The organism is Nonomuraea sp. NPDC004702, assembly GCF_053601695.1.
This window is the reverse complement of record NZ_JBSGCE010000037.1, coordinates 54,194-73,553: the sequence shown is the minus strand read 5'-3', so window position 1 is coordinate 73,553 and position 19,360 is coordinate 54,194. Positions and strand designations below refer to the sequence as shown.

16 protein-coding genes are annotated in these 19,360 nt (G+C 72.1%); 7 read left to right on the top strand and 9 right to left on the bottom strand.

Annotation, left to right across the window (positions count from 1 at the left end; all coding sequences use genetic code 11):
- Positions 1 to 8: 8 nt before the first annotated feature.
- The gene (locus tag ACWEJ6_RS35595; protein WP_452429478.1) at positions 9 to 1,388 is read left to right on the top strand and encodes an NCS2 family permease; all 1,380 of its coding nucleotides are present in this window, start codon (positions 9 to 11) and stop codon (positions 1,386 to 1,388) included.
- On the opposite strand, the gene ACWEJ6_RS35590 is transcribed toward ACWEJ6_RS35595, so the two are convergent.
- Positions 1,385 to 2,350, bottom strand: a complete 966-nt coding sequence (locus ACWEJ6_RS35590) for an excalibur calcium-binding domain-containing protein (RefSeq protein ID WP_452429476.1) — start codon at positions 2,348 to 2,350, stop codon at positions 1,385 to 1,387. The two genes, ACWEJ6_RS35595 and ACWEJ6_RS35590, sit on opposite strands and share 4 nt — an antisense overlap.
- Before the next feature lie 166 nt (positions 2,351 to 2,516).
- On the opposite strand from ACWEJ6_RS35590, the gene ald reads away from it, so the two are divergent.
- Positions 2,517 to 3,632 carry an alanine dehydrogenase gene (ald, locus tag ACWEJ6_RS35585; protein ID WP_387665970.1) on the top strand — a complete coding sequence of 372 codons (1,116 nt, stop codon included), beginning with the start codon at positions 2,517 to 2,519 and terminating at the stop codon, positions 3,630 to 3,632.
- A 105-nt stretch (positions 3,633 to 3,737) separates the two neighbouring features.
- Positions 3,738 to 4,232 (top strand): EF-hand domain-containing protein, encoded by a 495-nt coding sequence (locus ACWEJ6_RS35580; protein ID WP_358294284.1) that lies wholly within the window; start codon positions 3,738 to 3,740, stop codon positions 4,230 to 4,232.
- 67 nt (positions 4,233 to 4,299) lie between these two features.
- Here the strand turns inward: ACWEJ6_RS35580 and ACWEJ6_RS35575 are convergent, their stop codons facing one another.
- On the bottom strand, positions 4,300 to 5,001 hold the full coding sequence (locus tag ACWEJ6_RS35575) for a DUF3105 domain-containing protein (protein ID WP_452429474.1): 702 nt from the start codon (positions 4,999 to 5,001) through the stop codon (positions 4,300 to 4,302).
- Between the two features lie 120 nt (positions 5,002 to 5,121).
- On the opposite strand from ACWEJ6_RS35575, the gene ACWEJ6_RS35570 reads away from it, so the two are divergent.
- Both ACWEJ6_RS35570 and ACWEJ6_RS35565 read left to right on the top strand, forming a co-directional pair.
- Positions 5,122 to 5,775, top strand: coding sequence for a DUF305 domain-containing protein (locus ACWEJ6_RS35570; RefSeq protein ID WP_452429472.1), 654 nt, complete (start codon positions 5,122 to 5,124; stop codon positions 5,773 to 5,775).
- Between the two features lie 57 nt (positions 5,776 to 5,832).
- Positions 5,833 to 7,254, top strand: coding sequence for a phytoene desaturase family protein (locus ACWEJ6_RS35565; RefSeq protein ID WP_397162302.1), 1,422 nt, complete (start codon positions 5,833 to 5,835; stop codon positions 7,252 to 7,254).
- A 7-nt stretch (positions 7,255 to 7,261) separates the two neighbouring features.
- On the opposite strand, the gene ACWEJ6_RS35560 is transcribed toward ACWEJ6_RS35565, so the two are convergent.
- From ACWEJ6_RS35560 to ACWEJ6_RS35535, 6 genes are all read right to left on the bottom strand, one after another.
- Positions 7,262 to 8,311: a threonine aldolase family protein gene (locus ACWEJ6_RS35560; protein ID WP_452429470.1), complete on the bottom strand. Its 1,050-nt coding sequence runs from the start codon at positions 8,309 to 8,311 to the stop codon at positions 7,262 to 7,264.
- Positions 8,308 to 8,937 carry an SDR family NAD(P)-dependent oxidoreductase gene (locus ACWEJ6_RS35555; RefSeq protein WP_357986948.1) on the bottom strand — a complete coding sequence of 210 codons (630 nt, stop codon included), beginning with the start codon at positions 8,935 to 8,937 and terminating at the stop codon, positions 8,308 to 8,310. The genes ACWEJ6_RS35560 and ACWEJ6_RS35555 overlap by 4 nt, the downstream gene beginning before the upstream one ends.
- Entirely contained in the window at positions 8,934 to 10,997 is a 2,064-nt protein-coding gene (locus ACWEJ6_RS35550) for a DUF6421 family protein (protein WP_452429468.1), read from the bottom strand. Before ACWEJ6_RS35550 ends, ACWEJ6_RS35555 begins: the two co-directional genes overlap by 4 nt.
- A 70-nt stretch (positions 10,998 to 11,067) precedes the next feature.
- Positions 11,068 to 11,724, bottom strand: coding sequence for a response regulator (locus ACWEJ6_RS35545; RefSeq protein WP_125630960.1), 657 nt, complete (start codon positions 11,722 to 11,724; stop codon positions 11,068 to 11,070).
- A gap of 70 nt (positions 11,725 to 11,794) precedes the next feature.
- Positions 11,795 to 13,513, bottom strand: coding sequence for a serine/threonine protein kinase (locus ACWEJ6_RS35540; protein WP_452429516.1), 1,719 nt, complete (start codon positions 13,511 to 13,513; stop codon positions 11,795 to 11,797).
- Positions 13,513 to 14,988, bottom strand: coding sequence for a hypothetical protein (locus tag ACWEJ6_RS35535; protein ID WP_452429466.1), 1,476 nt, complete (start codon positions 14,986 to 14,988; stop codon positions 13,513 to 13,515). Before ACWEJ6_RS35535 ends, ACWEJ6_RS35540 begins: the two co-directional genes overlap by 1 nt.
- A 102-nt stretch (positions 14,989 to 15,090) precedes the next feature.
- On the opposite strand from ACWEJ6_RS35535, the gene ACWEJ6_RS35530 reads away from it, so the two are divergent.
- Together ACWEJ6_RS35530 and ACWEJ6_RS35525 are read left to right on the top strand one after the other, a co-directional pair.
- On the top strand, positions 15,091 to 17,082 hold the full coding sequence (locus ACWEJ6_RS35530; protein WP_452429464.1) for a hydantoinase/oxoprolinase family protein: 1,992 nt from the start codon (positions 15,091 to 15,093) through the stop codon (positions 17,080 to 17,082).
- The gene (locus ACWEJ6_RS35525) at positions 17,079 to 18,764 is read left to right on the top strand and encodes a hydantoinase B/oxoprolinase family protein (protein WP_452429462.1); all 1,686 of its coding nucleotides are present in this window, start codon (positions 17,079 to 17,081) and stop codon (positions 18,762 to 18,764) included. The genes ACWEJ6_RS35530 and ACWEJ6_RS35525 overlap by 4 nt, the downstream gene beginning before the upstream one ends.
- Here ACWEJ6_RS35525 and ACWEJ6_RS35520 read toward each other — a convergent pair.
- The gene (locus ACWEJ6_RS35520) at positions 18,730 to 19,347 is read right to left on the bottom strand and encodes a Uma2 family endonuclease (protein ID WP_397162308.1); all 618 of its coding nucleotides are present in this window, start codon (positions 19,345 to 19,347) and stop codon (positions 18,730 to 18,732) included. The two genes, ACWEJ6_RS35525 and ACWEJ6_RS35520, sit on opposite strands and share 35 nt — an antisense overlap.
- Positions 19,348 to 19,360 lie beyond the last annotated feature (13 nt).

Genomic DNA, 19,360 nt, shown 5'->3' with positions numbered 1-19,360 from the left:
GACGTGTGGTGCTCGACAGACTCTTCGAGCTGACCGGGCGGGGGACGACCGTCGGACGCGAGGTCCGCGGCGGCCTGACCACTTTCATGGCGATGGCCTACATCATCCTGCTCAACCCGATCATCCTGGCCGGCGCGAAGGACGTCACCGGCGCCCGGCTGTCGATCGCCGAGCTGACCACCTCGACCGCGCTGGCGGCCGCGCTGTCCACCCTGCTCATGGCGTTCGTCGGCAACGCGCCGTTCGCGCTGGCCGCCGGGCTCGGGCTGAACGCGGTGGTCGCCTACCAGGCCGCGCCGCACATGACCTGGCCGCAGGCGATGGGCCTGGTCGTGCTGGAGGGCGCGGTCATCATCGTCCTGGCCGTCACCGGCCTGCGCACCCTGATCATGAACGCGATCCCGCTGGCGCTCAAGCACGCGATCAGCGTCGGCATCGGCCTGTTCATCGCTTTGATCGGCCTGGTGGACGCGGGTTTCGTCGCCCGGGGCACCGGCACCCCCGTGCAGCTCGGCGCGACCGGCCATCTCACCGGCTGGCCGGTCACGCTGTTCTGCTTCGGCCTGCTGCTGATGATCGTCCTGTACGTGCGCAGGACCCCGGCCGCCATCCTCATCAGCATCGCGGTCACCGCGGTCCTGGCCGTCCTGGTCAACTCGCTGGTGCCGGTCCCCGCCAAGGAGTGGGGGGTGGTCGTGCCGCACATGCCCGAATCGCTGGTCGCGGCGCCGAGTTTCGGGCTGGTGTGGCAGTTCGACCTGTTTGGCGGGTTCGCCAGGGCGGGCGCGCTGACCGCGACCGTGGTGCTGTTCACGCTGGTGCTGTCGGGCTTCTTCGACGCGATGGGCACGATCATCGGCGTCAGCGACGAGGCCGGGCTCGTGGACCAGCTCGGACGGGTGCCGCGGCTGGGCCGCATCCTGACCGTCGACGGCGTCGCGGGCATGATCGGCGGCTCGGTCAGCGCCTCGGCCAACACCGTCTTCGTCGAGTCGGCCGCCGGTGTGGGCGAGGGCGCGCGCACCGGTCTGGCCAGCGTCGTGACCGGGGCGCTGCTCGGGCTGACGCTGCTGTTCACGCCGATCGCCGCGGTGGTGCCGGCGGCCGCGGCGGCGCCCGCGCTGGTGCTGGTCGGGGCGCTGATGATGACGCAGTCCAAGAACGTGCCCTGGACCGACATCGAGCTGGCCGTGCCGGCGTTCCTGACGATCGCGCTGATGCCGTTCACGTACTCGATCACGAACGGAGTGGGGGCAGGGGTGATCTCGTACACGCTGATCAAGGCGGCCAGGGGCCGGTTCGCGGAGATCCCGTGGCTGTTGTGGGCCGTCTCGCTGGTCTTCCTGGCCTACTTCGGCATCGACGCCCTCCGGGCCCTGTTCGGCTAGCGGATGTCAGCGCTGTTGCAGGCCACGCCGTTGTGGTCGAGGTCGGGATACCAGGAGTACTCCTCATGCCGTCCGCGCGTGTAGGGGCCGTCGCCGGCGGCCTGGGCCTCCTTGCAGCTCGCGTACCGCTTGTCGGGCACGCGGGCGACGCCCGCGGGGGCGGTCGTGCCGGTGGTCGCGGTGCCCTGGCCGGTGTCCGTGGGCTGCTGCGGCTGCTGGTTCGGCTGCTGCTGGTTCGTGGGTTGCTGGTTCGTGGGCTGCTGCTGGTCCGTCGGCTGCTGGTTCGTCGGCTGCTGGGGCTGCTGGTCGGTGCCCGGCTGGGACGACTGCGGCTGCGCGGGCTGCGACGGCTGGGACGGCGGCGTGCCGAGCATCCGGACCACCAGCGCGTCGGCCTCCTCCTTGGTGAAGCCCGCGATGCTCAGGCTGTCGCCGTCCATGCTCTGCGTGACGACCGGCGCGGCCAGGACCGTCTTCGGCGTCTGCTCGCCTTCGGGCGCCAGCACGATCGCGACCTGCCGCTGCGTGGGCTGGAGCTCGTCGATGAGCCGCACCAGCCGGTCCTTGAAGACGGGCGCGACCGCGATGCGCACCGAGTAGGAGTTGTCGGTGCCGCGGACGGCCTCGATCCGCTGCACGGCGCCGACCGTGACGCCGTCCTCCAGGAGGTAACAGGTGGTCTGCTGCTCGTCGAGCACGGCCGGGTCGCCCGGACAGGGCGCGGTCTTGGTCTCCTTGACCGGCGCGAAGTGGATGGGGACGGCCAGGCGCTGCGGCGGCGCGCCGCCGAGCAGCGGGCTGTCGGGGCTCTTGGTCATCAGGACGGCGACCGTGCCGAGCACGCCCGCCACGACGACGACGAGCACCAGCGAGACGGTCAGCACGATGGTGGTGAGGCGGCTGGCCTTCGGCTCCTCCGGCTCTTCCGGCTCCGCGGGAGGCGCCTCTACCGGTCTGTCCATCGTTGACGACCCCATCCTGACGTTCGGGCTGCCGGTGAGCTTATCGAGGACGGGCAGCAGCGGGGTAATCAGCCGAAAAATCCTCACCTATCTGTGAGATCGGAGGAAAAATGGAAATGAGAACGCAGGTTGTCGGCAACTTTCCACGCGAACGAGGGATGACCCCATGAAGGTCGGAGTTCCCCGCGAGGTCAAGAACAGCGAATACCGCGTCGCACTCACCCCCGCGGGCGTCCACGAACTGGTACGCCACGGGCACCAGGTCCACGTCGAGCGGCAGGCGGGCCTCGGCTCGGCCATCCCGGACGAGGACTACGCCGCGGCGGGCGCCGTCATCGCGCCGCACGCCGACGAGGTGTGGGCCACGTGCGACCTGATCATGAAGGTGAAGGAGCCGGTGGCCGAGGAGTACCACCGGATGCGCAAGGGCCAGATCCTGTTCACCTATCTCCACCTGGCCGCCTCGGGTCCGCTGACCAGGGCCCTGCTCGACTCGGGCGTCACGTCCATCGCCTACGAGACCGTGCAGAACAGGGACGGCTCGCTGCCCCTGCTCGCCCCGATGTCGGAGGTGGCCGGACGGCTGGCGCCGCAGGTCGGCGCGTACCACCTGATGCGCTCGCAGGGCGGCAGGGGCGTGCTCATGGGCGGCGTGTCCGGCGTGCGGGCGGCGAACGTCGTGGTGATCGGCGCCGGGGTGTCCGGCATGAACGCCGCCGCCATCGCGCTCGGCATGCAGGCCGAGGTGCTGCTCCTCGACCGCAACATCGACAAGCTGCGCCAGGCGGACATGATCTACCAGGGCCACTGCCAGACGGTCGCGTCGAACACCCTGGAGATCGAGAAGGCCGTGCTGGAGGCCGACCTGGTCATCGGCGCGGTGCTGGTGCCGGGGGCCAAGGCGCCCATGCTGGTCACCGACGACCTGGTGAGCCGGATGAAGCCGGGCTCGGTGCTGGTGGACATCTCGATCGACCAGGGCGGCTGCTTCGAGGGCTCGCGGCCGACCACGCACGCCGAGCCGACGTACCGGGTGCACGAGTCGGTCTTCTACTGCGTGGCCAACATGCCGGGCGCGGTGCCGCACACCTCGACGTTCGCGCTGACCAACGTGACGCTGCCGTACGCGCTGGCCGTCGCGGGCAAGGGGTGGCGCGAGGCGGTCCGCACGGACCCCGCCCTGGCCGCCGGCGTGAGCACCCACGAGGGACGCCTGACCAGCCGCCCGGTGGCCGAGGCGCACGGCCTGGAGTGGTCGCCGCTGGAGGAGGCGCTGACCTGAGCCGCGGGCCCGGTCGTGTGGAACGCTACCGGGCCTTGGCCGTCACGGATCCGCACGTTACGGTGAGTCACGAGACCATGACGATCCGTGACAACGGAGGCTTGGATGGATCCGGTGCTCCTGCGCGGCAGCGCGGAACGCAACTTCGACGACCTCGACACCGACGGCGACGGCTTCCTGACCAAGGACGACTACCTCGCGCTGGCCCGCCACCGCATCCGGCGGGCCGGCGCGCGGCCGGACAGCCCTGAGGGCGAGAAGGTCGTGGCGGCGTTCCTCGACACCTGGGACGTCCACGTCCACGCCCTCGACGCCGACCACGACGGCCGGATCAGCAGGGAGGAGTACGTCGAGTCCTTCCAGGCGCTGGTGCGCACGGGCGCGCTCGACGGCGTGCTGAACCCCATGTTCCGCGCCACCTTCGACCTCGCCGACCACGACGGCGACGGCGAGCTCACCGCCGCGGAGTTCCGCACGCTGTGGAACCGCGACGACGGGCTCTCGGCCGCCTTCCAGCGGGCCGACGCCGACGGCGACGGCCGCATCTCCTTCGAGGAGTACGCCCGCCTGCGCCGCGGCCTGCTCGTCGGCGACCTCTAGCGCGGGCCCCCGGACACACGTCGAGGGCCCGGCCGGAGCCGGGCCCTCGACGTGTCGCGAAGGGGGGTTACTTGGACTGGCTGGGCGAGGGCGCCAGCGTCTCCATCGGGGTGTTGCCGGTCGGCGCGGGCGGCAGCGGGGCCTGGTCGGACGTGGTGGTGATGGCGTCCTGGCCGCCGCAGATGGCGCCCGGCTCGGGGGTGTCACGGCCGTTCTGGTACTTCTTGATGAAGGCCGGGAGCTTGGGGTCGGACGGGTCCTGGAGCTTGAGCTGGTGGCCCCACGTCGAGGCGACGATCGGCGCCGGCAGGCCCGGGTAGGGGCTGACCAGCATGTAGTCCTGCTGGCCGGTGGAGGTGGCCACGTCCTTCAGCGCGTCGAGCTGCGCCTTGGGCAGGTCGGGGCGGTAGGTGATCCAGACCGCGCCGTGCTCCAGCGAGTGCACCGCGTGCTCGTTGTGGATCGGCTTGTCGTAGACCGCGCACTGCTGCCAGTAGTTGTTGTGCTCGCCGCCGACGGGCGGGGTCTCCTTGTAGGTGACCGACTTGGCGACGTGCTGGCCGGCCTCGTACTTGTAATTGGTCACCGCGTCGAGCGACGTCGCGCGCGCCTGGTTGACCAGGTAGATGCCGACCACGCCGACGAGGAGCACGACGATGAGACCGCCCGTCCCCCACATGAGCAGTGCGGCGCGGCGTTGTTTGCGCTGCTGCTCGGCCCGCATCTTCTGCAGATGCTCGCGCCGCGCCTGCGCCTTCTCCTTCGTCATCGTCCCTCCATCGGCGTACCTGACTTCGGTCACCCTATGCCCTACCGGCGTATGCGGAGAATAAGAGGCGCATAAGCGTCGGATCACAGCTTGCGCGGGGATGGGTACGCTGGACTGGCCATGGAAAAGCCCGCCAGAAAACCCGTTCTGATCGTCTGCGCCGTGCTGGTGCTCCTCGCCGCGGCGTTCCTGCTGTTCGGCCGCGACTCCACGCCCGGGGACTCCTCGCCCGAAGCCGGGTTCGCCCGCGACATGGCCACGCATCACGCGCAGGCCGTGGAGATGGCGTTCGTCATCCGGGACAAGGGCCCGGCCAAGGAGATCAGGAACCTCGCCTTCGACATCATCACCACGCAGTCCAACCAGCGCGGCATGTTCCAGGGCTGGTTGCAGCAGTGGGGCCTCGACCAGGCGACCGACCAGCGCCCGATGGCCTGGATGGCGGGCCACGGCCACGGCGCCACGCCCACGACCGCGGGCACGGCTGCGGGCACGGCCGCGGGCGCGATGCCCGGCATGGCCTCGCCGCAGGAGCTGGCCAAGCTCAAGGAGCTGCAGGGCGTCCAGGCCGAGGTGCTGTTCCTGCAGCTCATGATCCGCCACCACGAGGGCGGCGTGGAGATGGCCGAGGGGCTGCTCAAGCTGTCCAAGCGGGACGAGGTGGCCGGCATGGCCCAGAAGATCGTCCAGGGGCAGAGCGGTGAGATCAAGCTGATGACCGACCTGCTCAAGCAACGGGGCGCGCAGCCGTACCCGTCGATCCTGGCCTCCTGAACCCCGCGCGGGGCGGCGTGAGAGGCTGGAGCCCCGGAGCGCGGAAGGGCGGGCGCCATGGTCACGGCAAGGGCTGAGACGGTCGTCGTGGGGTCGGGCCCCAACGGGCTGATCGCCGCGGTCATGCTGGCCCGCGCCGGGCGCGAGGTGCTGCTGCTGGAGGCGGCCGACCGGTTCGGCGGCGGGCTGCGCTCCGGCGAGCTGACGCTGCCCGGCCGGGTGCACGACCTGGGCGCCACCGTGATGGCGATGGCGCTGGCCTCGCCGGCGATGCGGGCGCTCGGCCTCAAGGGGGTCGAGTTCGCCCATCCGCCGGTGGCCGCGGCCCATCCGCTCGACGACCGTCCGGCCGTGCTGCTGCACCGCGACGCGGCCCGTACGGCCGAAGGGCTCGGCAGGGACGGCCGGGTCTGGCAGGCGACCGCGGGGGCGGCGGCGCGGGCCGGGTTCCCGCTCATGGAGGTGCTGCTCAGCCCGCTCGGGCCGTGGCGGGCCGGGCCGCGCACGTTCGCGCGGGCGGCCGGGTTCGGGGCCGCGGCCGCGCTGCCGGCCACGACGTTCGGCCGGGGGGCGCTGCGCACCGTCGAGGGGCGGGCGCTGCTGGCCGGGCTGGCCGCGCACTCCATGCTCGACCTGCGCTCCCCCGTCAGCGCCGGTTACGGGCTGGTGCTCGGGGCGCTGGCCCACCTGGTGGGCTGGCCGGTCGTGCGCGGCGGCTCGCAGGTGCTGGCCGACGCGCTGGTGGCCGAGCTGCGGTCGCTGGGCGGCGAGGCGGTGACCGGCCACCGGGTCGAGCGGCTCGACGAGCTCGACGCCCGGACGGTGGTGCTCGACGTGACGCCCCGGCAGTTCCTCGCGATGGCGGACCTGCCCGCCGGTTACCGCCGCGGCCTGCGCCGCTACCGGTACGGGCCCGGCGTCTTCAAGCTGGACTGGGCGCTCGACGGCCCGGTGCCCTGGCGTGACCCGGAGGTCGCGCGGGCCGGGACCGTGCACCTGGGCGGGACGCTGGAGGAGATCGCGCTCGCCGAGGCGGAGGTCGCCGCCGGACGGCACTCGCCCCGCCCGTACGTGCTGGTCGTGCAGCCGTACGCGGCCGATCCGACCAGGGGCGGGCACACGCTGTGGGCCTACTGCCACGTCCCCAACGGCTCGGCGGCGGACATGACGGACGCCGTCGAGGCCCAGATCGAGCGGTACGCGCCCGGCTTCCGCGACCGGGTGCTGGCCAGGCACGCGACCGGCCCCGCCGCCCTGGAGGCGGGCAACCCCAACCTGGTCGGCGGCGACATCGGCGGCGGGCTGAACGACCTGGTCCAGCTCGTGCGGCGGCCGGTCTGGTCGGCCGCGCCGTGGCGCACCCCGCTGCCGGGGGTGTTCCTCTGCTCGTCCTCGACGCCGCCGGGGCCCGGCGTGCACGGGATGGGCGGCTGGCAGGCCGCCCGCCTGGCCACGCAGGCGGAGCGGCACGCCTCCTGACCGCCGGTCAGGCCCGCATCTCCTCGGTGACCGCCGCCGCGAACGCGTCGACGTCCGCCTCGGTGGTGTCGAAGGCGCACATCCAGCGCACCTCGCCGGTCGCCTCGTTCCAGGTGTAGAACCGGAAGCGCTTCTGCAGCCGCTCGGTGACGTCCGCCGGCAGGATCGCGAAGACCGCGTTGGCCTCCACGGGCCGGGGCAGCGTGACGCCCGGGATGCGCCCCACGGCCTCGGCCAGCCGCCGCCCCATGGCGTTGGCCTGCCGCGCGTTGCGCAGCCACAGGTCGCCCGAGAGCAGCGCCTCGAACTGCGCCGAGACGAACCGCATCTTGGACGACAGCTGCATGAACGTCTTGCGGATGTAGTCGACGCCGGTGGCCGCCGACGGGTTGAGCACCACGACGGCCTCGCCGTACAGCAGGCCGATCTTGGTGCCGCCGAAGGAGAGCACGTCCACGCCCGCGTCGGTGGTCAGGGCCCGCATCGGCACGTCGAGCGCGGCGGCGGCGTTGGTCAGCCGCGAGCCGTCGAGGTGGACGAGCAGGCCGAGCTCGTGCGCGTGGGCGCAGATCGCGGCGATCTCCTCGGGCGTGTAGACGGTGCCCCACTCGGTGGTGTTGGAGATGGACACCACCTTGGGCTGGGCCCGGTGCACGTCGCCGAAGCCCCACGCCTGGCGGTCGATCAGCTCGGGGGTGAGCTTGCCGTCGGGCGTGGGCACGGTGAGCAGCTTGATGCCGCCCGCCACCTCGGGTGCGCCGCCCTCGTCGGTGTGGATGTGGGCGCTCTCGGCGCAGATGACCGCCTCCCAGTGGGCGGTCATCGCGCGCAGCGAGACCACGTTGGCCGCCGTGCCGTTGAAGACCGGCCAGGCCCGCGCCCCGTCGCCGAAGTGCCGCTGGAAGACCTGCTGCAGCGCCTCGGTGTAGACGTCGTCGCCGTAGGCGATCTGGTGACCGCCGTTGGCCTGGACGATGGCCTGGAGGATCTCCGGGTGCACGCCGGCGTAGTTGTCGCTGGCGAACGCCTTGAGCTGGGGGTCGTGCCGGGGGATCAAGAAGTGAGGTCCAATCGGGTGCCGTTGATGTCTGCGGCGGGGCGGTCGTAGAGGCCGGCGATCGCCTCCGCCAGGTCGCCGACGTCGGTGAAGCCGGGGAACTTCGCCTCCGGCTTCGCGGCCCTCATCGCGTCGTTGACCAGGGCCTTCACCACCAGTATGACCGCTGCCGCGTTCGTGCCGGACAGCGCGTCGGCCAGGGAGAGCGTCCACGCCTCCGAGGCCGCCTTGGCCGCCGCGTAGGCCGCGCCGCCCGCCGTGGGGCGCTGGGCGGCCTTGGCGGAGATGATCACGAACCGGCCGTTGTCGCTCTTGCGCAGCAGCGGCTCGAAGGCCAGCGACACGTGCTGGAGCGTGCGGATCAGCAGGTCGTGCAGGGCGTCCCAGTCCTCCAGGCGGGTGTCGGCGAACGTGCGCGAGCCGCGCCAGCCGCCGACCAGGTGGACCACGCCGTCGACCCGGCCGTGCTCGGCGTCGATCCGGGCCGCGAGGTCCTGGACGGCCGCGCGGTCGAGCAGGTCGACGTCGTCCTTGTCGACCCCGATCACGGTGTGCCCCTGCTTGCGGAAGTGCTCGGAAACGGCTTCCCCGGTGGGGCCGCCGGCCCCCGTCACCAGGATGATCATGCGCGGATCCCCTTAGTCGACTCGACCACGTCTGTCAGCTTACGGCGCAGGGCCTCGTAGAACATGCTGAGCGGGAACTCGTCCGGCAGCACCGCGTCCACCTTGGCCTTCTGCTCCTCGGGCAGGGCCTGGACGCCCTTGGCCCACACCGAGCCGGGGGCCGGCGGCACGTACGCGCTGACCAGCTCGTGCGCGGCCAGCCAGTGGGCCAGCTTGGAGCGGTCGATGCTGTCGCGGTACAACTTCTCGACCTCGCCCCGCAGGTCGGCCACGCCGTCCGCGACCCGCTCCCAGTCGATCGTGAGCCGGTTGTCGGTCCAGCGGACGATGTCGTTGCGGTGCAGGTACGCGAAGAGCAGCTGGCCGCCGAGCCCGTCGTAGTTGCGCACCCGGTCACCGGTGACCGGGAACCTGAACAGCCGGTCGAACAGGATGGCGAGCTGCACGTACCGGGCGTGCGGCACGCCCTTGCCCTCCAGCTCCACGGCCTCGCCGAACGCCGTCAGGTCGCAGCGCAGCTCCTCCAGCGAGTACAGCCAGTACGGCATCCGCTGCTTGATCATGAACGGGTCGAACGGCAGGTCGCCGTGGCTGTGCGTGCGGTCGTGGATCAGGTCCCACAGCACGAACGTGTCCTGGGCGAGCTGCTGGGAGTCCAGCAGGCGGGCGGCGTCCGGCGGCAGGTCGAGCCGGAGCGTGGCGGCGGCCGCCGCCGAGACCCGGCGGAACCGGGCGGACTCGCGGTCGGCGAAGATGCCGCCCCAGGTGAAGCGGGCCGGGGCCTGGCTCACCGCGACCGTCTCGGGGAACAGCACGGCCGAGTGGGTGTCGTAGCCGGAGGTGAAGTCCTCGAAGGCGATCGGCACGAACATCGGGTTGTCGTAGCCGCCGGCCTCCAGCCGGGCCAGCCAGTCGGGCCAGATGGTGCGGATCCAGACGGCTTCGAGGTTGCGGCTGAGGTTGCCGTTCTGGGTGTACATGGGGAACACCACGACGTGCTCCAGGCCGTCCACGCGCTGGGTGTCGGGGTGGAAGAGGTCCAGGGCGCGCAGGAAGTCGGGCACGCCGAGGTCCTGCTCGGCCCAGGCGGCCAGGTCGTCCTGGACGGCCTGGAGGTACGCGGCGTCATGGGGGAAATAAGGCGAGATCTCGCCCACGCGGCGGCCGATCTCGGCGACCAGCGCCTTGGCCCGCTCCTTCTCCTCCGGCACCGAGCCGTCCTTGACCTGCAGCGGGCGCAGCTCCTCCACGGCCTCCTTGAGCCGGGTGAACAGCGCGGCCTTGGCCTCGTCCCGGGATCCGGCGGCCTCGTCGCCGCCGGGGACGCGGGCGGCCCAGGTGATCACGTTGCCCCAGAGCCTGCGGTGGTCGTAGTCCTCGATCGAGTCGTCGCCGAACAGGTCGGAGTCGGCGAACACGACGACGCGGCCCTTGCCGTGCCGCAGGGCGACGGCCAGCGGCGCGCCCGCCGGGTCGGCGGTGGCCGAGGTGGCGAACAGCACCGTCGCCTCCTCGGGGGCGGTCAGGACGCCCGAGCGGTAGAAGCAGGCCCGCTGGACGCCGGCCAGCACGCCGTCGCCCGTGGCGCGCTCGGCGAGCACCCAGGTGGCGACCTCGCGGTGGGCGTTCTTCGGGTCGCGCACGGTCGTGTGACCGACGCCGACGCCGAAGCGGGCGAGCAGCTCGGCGACGTTGTTGCCGTACTTGTCCTGCTCCTCCTCGGCCAGCACCACGAGCCCGCCGCCCTCGGCCACGAACGACTCGACGGCGTCCAGCTCGTCGGCGGCGAAGACGGGGCTGCCGTGGCCGGTGGTGCGCTCCCACCGGTCGCCGGACGGGTGGGCGATCACCAGGACGTCCTGGCCGGCCAGCGCCCCGGCTGTCAGGGCGCCCTCGGTGTGGGCGAGCACGTCGTGCCCCAGATGGCGCAGCGCGGCTGCCGCGCGCGCGTAGCTGTTGTCGTCGGGATGGGCGGGATTGATGGTCTCGGCGACCTCGCGGCGGATGGTCCACGACTCGCTGTGGGCCTCGTCGAACAGCACCCGGGGGAACGATGGCATGAAATATCTCCTGTTGCTACCGCCTTCTCACGGAAAATATACACATACGTACCCCCCTGTCCGTCAAACCTCAGGCCGCACCAGGGCGCACAACCCCTGATTCGTAGGCGAAGACGACCGCCTGGGCCCGGTCCCGCAGGCACAGTTTCATCAGCACCCTGGCCACGTGCGTCTTGACCGTGGCCTCGCCGACGTACAGGTCCCTGGCGATCTCGGCGTTCGTCAGCCCCCTGGCCAGCAGCCGCAGCACCTCCAGCTCGCGCGGCGTCAGCTCGGCCAGCATCGGCGAGGGCGTGGGGTCGGCGCGCCCGGCGAACGTGGCGATGACCCGGCTGGTCACGGCCGGGTCGAGCAGCGCGTCGCCGGCGTGCACCACCCTGATCGCCTCCAGCAGCTGCTCGGGCGGCGACACCTTGAGCAGGAACCCGCTGGTGCCGGCGCGCAGCGCGGCGTAGAGGTTCTCGTCGGTGTCGAACGTCGTGAGCGTGATGACCTTGGGCGGCGAGGGCGTGTCCAGCAGCTCCTTGGCCGCGGCCAGCCCGTCGAGCCGGGGCATGGAGATGTCCATCAGGACGATGTCGGGTCTGGTGCGGCGGGCCACCGCGATGGCCTCGCGTCCGTCGCCGGCCTCGCCGACGACCTCCATGCCGGGGTCGCTCTCGACGACCATGCGCAACCCGGCCCTGACCATCGCCTGGTCGTCGGCGATGACGATTCGTATGCCCACAGGCGGAGGGTAGACGGCCGATGCCCGGCTTGGACACCCAGGTCAAGCCGGGCACAAGTCAGTTACAAGTCTACGAAGGGCGCACGCTCTGCCTGATGCGCGTCTGGACGGCGTCGTCGCAGGTGTTCTTGGCGCAGAAGTACATCACGAGCATGGTCTTGGGCTGACGGTCGATGACGTAGCTGACGAATCCGAGCCGGGTGCCGCCGGCCGGGTCGTGCAGGACGCCGTCGAAGCGGGTGGCCGGGCTGCTGCCCGCCTGGTCCTGGACCGGCTTGCCGAGGTCCACCTGGCCGGGCAGCAGGTTGTCCATCTTGCTCTTCATCTGCTCGGAGTCCCCGCCCGCGTCGAGGGTGTCGGAGACCTGGACGTACACGCCCACGGCGCTGTCGGGGTCGTCGGCGACGATCTGGGAGATCGCCGACCAGTCGGCGCCCGGACCGGCCACGAACAGCGACTCGAACTCGGTGGCGTGCGGCGAGGCCACGGCGAACAGGTCCTGGTGGGTGCGCGCGGTCCAGTCGCCGGGGTACTCGAAGGCCAGCGGCGCGGCGGCGCTGGCGGCGTAGCGCGACCAGGTGTCGCCGCGGTGGTTGAAGATGATCATTGCGACCAGCGTCAGCGCGGCCACGGCGGCCACCAGGGTGACCGCCACGATCGGCAGCCGCCCCGGCCGCCTGGCCGGAGCCGTGGGATGGGTGGGGGCCGCGCGCCGGGAATGGTCCTCGTGCGGCCCCGAGGGCTGCCCCAGGCCGTGCGGGCCCGTGCCGGGCACCGCGTACGGGCTCTGCTGCGGTCCTGTCTGTGGGACGGCCTGAGGCCCCGTACGAGGGCCTGCCTGTGGACCCGCCGCCGCTCCCGGGACCGGCGCCGCGTGCGGGCCGGTGCGCGGGACGGCGTGCGGGACCAGATGGGGCCCCGACGGGTGCCGGCCGCCCGGCTCGGCCTCCTGGCCGCTGATCGCGTCGCGCAGCGCGGTCACGAACTCGACGCAGGTGGCGTAGCGCTGCTCGGGCGCCTTGGCCAGCGCGCGCGCCATCACGACGTCCACCTGCGGCGGCAGCTCGGGACGCAGCTGCGACAGCGGCGCGGGCTGCTCGGCCAGGTGCGCCCACAGCAGCGCGATGTCGTTCTCCCGCTGGAACGGCAGCCGCGCGCTCAGCGCCTCGTAGACCACGCAGGCCAGCGCGTACTGGTCGCACCGGCCGTCGATGTGCTCCTTGTTGATCTGCTCGGGCGACATGTACCGGGGCGTGCCGATGAACTGGTCGGTCTGGGTCAGGCCGGAGATCGACGAACGGTGCTTGGTGATGCCGAAGTCGGTCAGGTAGACGTGGTCGCCGGCCAGCAGGATGTTGGCCGGTTTCACGTCGCGGTGGATCAGGTCGTGGGCGTGCGCGGCGTCGAGCGCGGCGGCCGTCTGGGCGAAGATCTGGCTGGCCTGGGCGAGCGGCAGCGGGCCCCGGTCGTAGATGAGCCGGCGCAGGTCGAGGCCGTCCACGTAGCGCATGGCGATGTACAGCACGCCGTCGGCGTCGGCGTTGGCCTCGTAGATGGGGATGATGTTGGGGTGCTCGATGCTGGCGACCGTCCTGGACTCCAGGATGAAGCGCTGGCGGAACCTGTCGTCCACGGAGAGCACCGGGTTGAGGATCTTCAACGCCACGCGGCGGCTGAGCCGGGGGTCGAGCGCCAGGTAGACGACGGCCATGCCGCCCTTGCCGACGATGTCCTCGATGTAGTACCCGGCCACCTCCTGGCCGATGAGCGATCTGTCGTTCAATTGCATCACGTCTCGATGGGATGGCCGCAGTAGCCGCAGAAACGATGGGCCGGGCCGAGCCTCATGCCGCACGAGGTGCAGTACTTGACCGGCGGCGAGTCGGGGGCGGTCATCACCTGCTGCTGCTGCGGGACCGCCTGGAACGGCTGCGAGCGGCGCACGACGACGGTCTGGCTCGCGCCCTCGTCGAAGGGCGAGGGCGCCGGCAGGGTCTCCGGCAGCTCGACCGGTCTCTCCGGGGCCCGCCGCCGCCACAGCAGGAACACCAGGCCGGCCCCGGCGATGAGCAGCAGCCCGCCCGCCACCAGGAACGGCCACAGCGGCGTGGAGCGCGACGGGGGCGCCGCCGCCTGCTTGGTGCCCTGGTCCTCGGGGCCGCCGCGCTTGGCCAGCGACGTCTTGAGCAGCGTGGCGGCCACCACGTTGCCGGGGTAGAGCTCCAGGACGCGCTGGAAGCCCGGCGCCGCCTCGGTGTAGTACCTGGTGTGGTAGCGGGTCAGCGCGGCCTCGAAGGCGGTGTCGATCGCGCCCCTGCGCGGCGCGACCTTGGCCGCGGCCAGGGTGGCGGTGATCTCCCTGACGCCCAGCATGCTGGCCGTCTTGCCGCCGCCGATGAGCATGCCGATGACGTGCCCGTCCTTGTCGCCGATCACCGGCGCGCCGGCCAGGCCCTGGTCGACCAGGGCGCCCAGCTTGACCGGCTCGTCCACCTTCTTCTCCGGGTCGGCGAACGGCCTGCCGGACACGCCGGCCTGCCCGCCCTTGGCCAGGTGGGCGATCTGCACGGTCTCCTGGACGCCGGGCCCCGGCCGGCCGAGGAAGCCGGCCACGTTGGTCGGCGAGCCCTCCTGCTCGGGCACCTTGTCGGCGAGCGGCGCGGTCGGCATGCCGACGCTGCCGGCGGCGGGCGTGAGCGGGACCAGCACGGCGGGGGTGTCGGGGGTCTTGCCGGCCTTGATGCACTTGTACTTCAGGCCCTGGCCGGGCGGCGAGACGTTGGTGAACACCGTGATGTCGGTGGTCACGTCGATGATGCAGGTGGCGGTGCTGGTCTTGGGCGGGTAGCACTCCTGCAGGTGGTGGTCGAGCAGGTCGTCCTTGAGCTTGTGCTTCTGGTAGTCGAGCGGGATCTTGACCTTGTGGTGCTCGGCGAAGATCTTGTTGGCGGCGTAGACGGCGACGTCATCGGGGTTGACGGCGTTGCGCCTGAGCGTGACGACGTCGCCCTCGGGGTTGACGACGGTCCCCGTGCCCGAGGCGAACGGGATGTCGTAGGAGCGCTCCACGTGTTTCAGCTCGCCGATATGGTCGAGCAGCGTGATCTCCACATGGGACACCGCCTCCACCCGCACCACGGCCGGCGTCACCAGATCGGTGATCCCGCTGGGATGATTGTGGGCCGCGGCGGGGAGAGCGGCGGGGATCGCGAGCAGCACGAGCACCGCCGCCACGCCGCCCGCCAGAGCTGTGATGCGCGCCATCTTGGCTCCAAACACTGAATAGATCCAGGTTCCCAATCAGATGCCGTAAGTCAAGAGATCGATACATAGACAAGCGCTTGCTCGGGGATCTACCGTACCGGGATGGGGTTCGCGATCGGCGTCGACGTCGGCGGCACCTTCACCGACGTGGTCCTGAGCGGCCCCGACGGGGTCACCGCCGTGGCCAAGTGTCTGAGCACCCACGACGACCCCATCGCAGGCATACTCACCGGCGTTACTCGCGCGCTCGGATCCGTGGACCCCGCCCGGGTCACCCGGGTCGTGCACGCCACCACGCTGGCGACCAACGCGGTGCTCGAACGCACCGGCGCGCGGGTGGCGTTCGTGACCACCCGGGGCTTCCGCGCCGCCGTCCCGCTCGGCCGTTACGCCCGCGTGGAGGAGGACCGGTACGACCTGCGCTTCACGCCGCCCCCTCCCCCGGTCGCGCCCGGCGACTGCTTCGAGGTGGACGAGCGCGTCTCGGCCCGCGGCGCCGTGCTCACCCCCCTGGACCCCGGCTCGGTACGGCGGGCCGCCGCGGAGATCGCCCGGCGCGGCATCACCTCGGCGGCCGTCTGCCTGCTGCACTCCTACGCCGAGCCCGCCCACGAACGGCGGACCGCGGCGATCCTGCGCGAGCACGTGCCGCACGTGGTGGCCTCCTGCGAGATCTGGCCCGAGATCCGCGAGTACGAGCGCGCCACCACCACCATCATGTCCGCCTACATCGGCCCGCTGATGACCTCCTACCTCTCGCGCCTGCGCGAGCGCCTGGCCGCGATCGGCATCGACGCGCCCGTGCACGTCATGGAGTCCGGCGGCGGGGTCGTCTCGGCCGAGCTGGCGGCCCGGCGCGCGGTGTCCACCATCGAGTCGGGCCCGGCCGCAGGGGTGCTGGCGGCGGCCGCGACCGGGCTGCCGGACGTGATCTCGTTCGACATGGGCGGCACGACGGCCAAGGCGTGCGTGGTGCGCGGGGGACGTCCGGAGATCACCCACGAGTTCCACGTGGGCGGCAAGGGCAGCTTCGGCGGGCGGCGGGCGGGCACCGGCGTGCCGATCAAGACGCCGGCCATCGACCTGGCCGAGGTCGGCGCGGGCGGGGGCAGCATCGCGTGGCTGGACCCGGCGGGCGCGCTGCGCGTCGGGCCCCGGTCGGCGGGCTCCTCCCCCGGTCCCGCGTGCTACGGGCTCGGCGGCGGCGAGCCGACGGTCACCGACGCCGACCTCGTGCTCGGCTACCTCTCCTCGGCCTCGATGCCGCTGTCGGCGCCGCTCGCGGCCAAGGCCGTGGACCGGCTGGCCGGGCCGCTCGGGGTGTCCCGGGAGGAGGCCGCGCACGCCGTGCACGAGATCGTCAACGCCTCGATGGCCGCGGCCGTGCACGTGGTGACGGTCCAGCGCGGGATCGACCCGCGGGGGTTCGCGCTGGTGGCGTTCGGCGGCGCGGGGCCGATGCACGCGGCCGGGGTGGCGCGGCGGTTCGGGATCGCGACGGTGGTGGTGCCCGCGTACTGCGGGGTGGCCTCGGCGGCCGGGCTGCTGGCGGGGGCGCTCTCGACGGACCGGGTGCTGTCGCGGCTGGACGCGGGCGACCCGGCGGAGGTCTTCGCCGCGCTGGCCGCCGACGCCGCCGCCGACCTGGGCGTCGCCCGGGTGCGGGTGGCCCGGTCGGTGGACGTGCGGTTCAAGGGCCAGTCGCACGACCTGACCGTGGACTGGGCGGAGTCGCGGGAGGAGCTGGCGGCGCGGTTCTTCGCGAAATATGCGCAGGTGTATGGGATTGTCCAGCAAGGGGAGATCGAGCTGGTCAGCTACCGCGTCCGCGTCACCGACGCCGCCACGCCCGCCACGCCTGCCACGCCCGCCGCACCTGGGTCTGGTGGGGGTGCGGCGGGCCGCAGGAGGGCGTACTTCCCCGAGGCCGGCGGGTGGCTCGACGTCCCCGTGCACACCCGGCGGACGCTGGACCGGGTGCGCGGCCCGGCCATCGTCGAGGACGCCGAGTCCACGATCGTCGTCCCGCCCGGCTGGCGGGCCGCGGCCGGCCCGTCGGGCGCGGTGCGCCTGACCCTGGAGGGCGCCGCGTGAACGACGCCCTGACCGCCGAGGTGCTGAGGAACGCGCTGGTCGTGGCCGCCGAGGAGGCCAGCATCGTGGTGGTGCGGTCGGCGTACTCGACGTTCATCGTGGAGGGCTCCGACGCCTCGGCGGCGATCCTGGACGCCGGGGGCCGCCTGGTCGCGCAGTCCATGGCGACCACGCTGATGAACAGCATGGCGCTGAAGGTCGCGCTGCCCGAGCTGCTGAAGGACGTCCCGCCGCACACCATGCGGCCCGGCGAGGCGTACGCGCTCAACGACGCCTACCGGGGCGGCGTGCACACCAACGACCTGCTGGTCTACCGGCCGGTGTTCGCCGGCGGGGTCCCGGCGTACTTCACCGCCACCATGATCCACGTCTCCGACCTGGGCGGGCTGTCGGCCGGCGGGATGGCGCCGCTGGCCACCGACATCTTCCTCGAAGGGCTCCAGCTCCCGCCGGTCCGCCTGGCCACCCGGGACGGCCTCGAACCGGCCGTGGAGGCCGTCCTGCGGGCCAACAGCCGCACGCCCGACAAGGTCATGGGCGACGTGCGGGCGCTGGTGGCCGGGACGGCGGTGGCCGCCGCCCGCGTCGAGGCCCTGATGGCCGAGTACGGCGTGGCGGGCCTGGCCGCGGGCGTCGAGGACTACCTGGACCACACCGAGACCAGGACCCGCGCGGCGCTGGCGGAGCTGCCCCGGGGGCGGTTCGAGGCGTCGTACCCGATCGACGACGACGGGGTGCGGCCGGGGGTGGCGCACCACGTACGGGTCGCCGTCACGCTCGGCGGGGACGCGGCCGTCCTCGACTTCACCGGCACCGGGCCGCAGGTGCCCGCCGCGATCAACGCCTCGGCGTCGCAGTCGCTGGCGGCGGCCGTCTTCGCGGTGCGCTGCTTCCTGGACCCGACGATCCCGATGAACGACGGCTGCCTGCGCGCGATCGAGGTCGTCCTGCCCGAGGGCTCCCTGCTGAACGCCCGTTCGCCGTATCCGTGCGGCGGCCGGTACGTCCCCATCTACGCCGCCATGGAAGCGGTGTTCCAGGCGATGTCGGACGCGATGCCGGACCGCGCGATCGCGGCCAGCGGGATCCTCCAGCCGTTCTCGATCGCGGCGGTGGGGGCGCCGTACTGGATCCACCTGTCCTACGACTTCGGCGGGGTGGGCGCCCGGCAGGGGCTGGACGGGCCGGACGCGACGGGCGTGCACTTCGGCATCGGCCGCAACTCGGTGCCGCAGGCCGAGCCGGTGGAGAGCCGCTGCCCGCTGCTCGTGGAGTCGGTCGAGACGATCGCCGACTCCGGCGGCCCCGGCCGCTTCCGGGGCGGGCTCGGCTCGCGTACCGTCTACCGCTTCCTGGCCGACTGCCACGTCACCACCCGCGGCGACCGCCTGCGCCTCCCGCCCCCGGGCCGGGACGGCGGCCTGCCCGGCAGGGTGGGCGGCTTCCACAAGCGCCACCTGGACGGGCGGGTGGAACGCCTGGCCTCGAAGGTCAACAACGTGCGGTTCGCGGCGGGCGAGGCGTTCGTCGTGGAGACCACGGGCGGCGGCGGCCTCGGCCCCCCGTCGGAAAGGGACCCGGCGGCGATCCTGGCCGACCTGGAGTCCGGCCACATCACCCCCGAAGGCGCCGCGACCGACTACGGCTTCAGTAGTCGACCAGTTCCTCGGGATCGAAGCTGACCGGGCAGGGTGACGACAGACTCACCATCGTGCCGGCCTTGTGGGCGACGGGTTCACGATAGGAGCCGCCGTCGAGCTCATACACGTAGAGAGAAGGCCCCTCATCGAGTTCGATGCGCCAGTATGCGGGGATTCCCGCAGCGGCGTAGGCGGCCGCCTTGTTGCCCCGGTCATGCGTCTTGGTGCTCGGACTGACCACCTCCACGGCCAGCAGGACGTCGGCGGCCTCGAAGACGAGCTTGACGTTTCTGGCCTTGTCTCTGGTGACGACGGCCAGATCCGGGATGAAGAGGTCTCTCTCCGAGGCTCGGACGTTGACGGTCGAGTACACCTTCAGCTGCGCCGGCAGGGCGCGGTGCAGGATCGTCTGAAGCAGGAAGATCGCATCCTGGTGCGGGGGGGTGGGGGCAGGACTCACTACCAGACTCCCGTTGAAGAGCTCGTAGCGGTTCCCGTCGTCGGGGAACCTGAGCAGGTCGTCGACTGTGAACGGCGGCGCGCCGGGAAGAACGGTGCGCCTCGTCGTCGGTTCGATCGCCAATGCGGTCACCCACTCAGTATCGGGAGTCACGCCCTTGTCCACATGCTACTTCCCC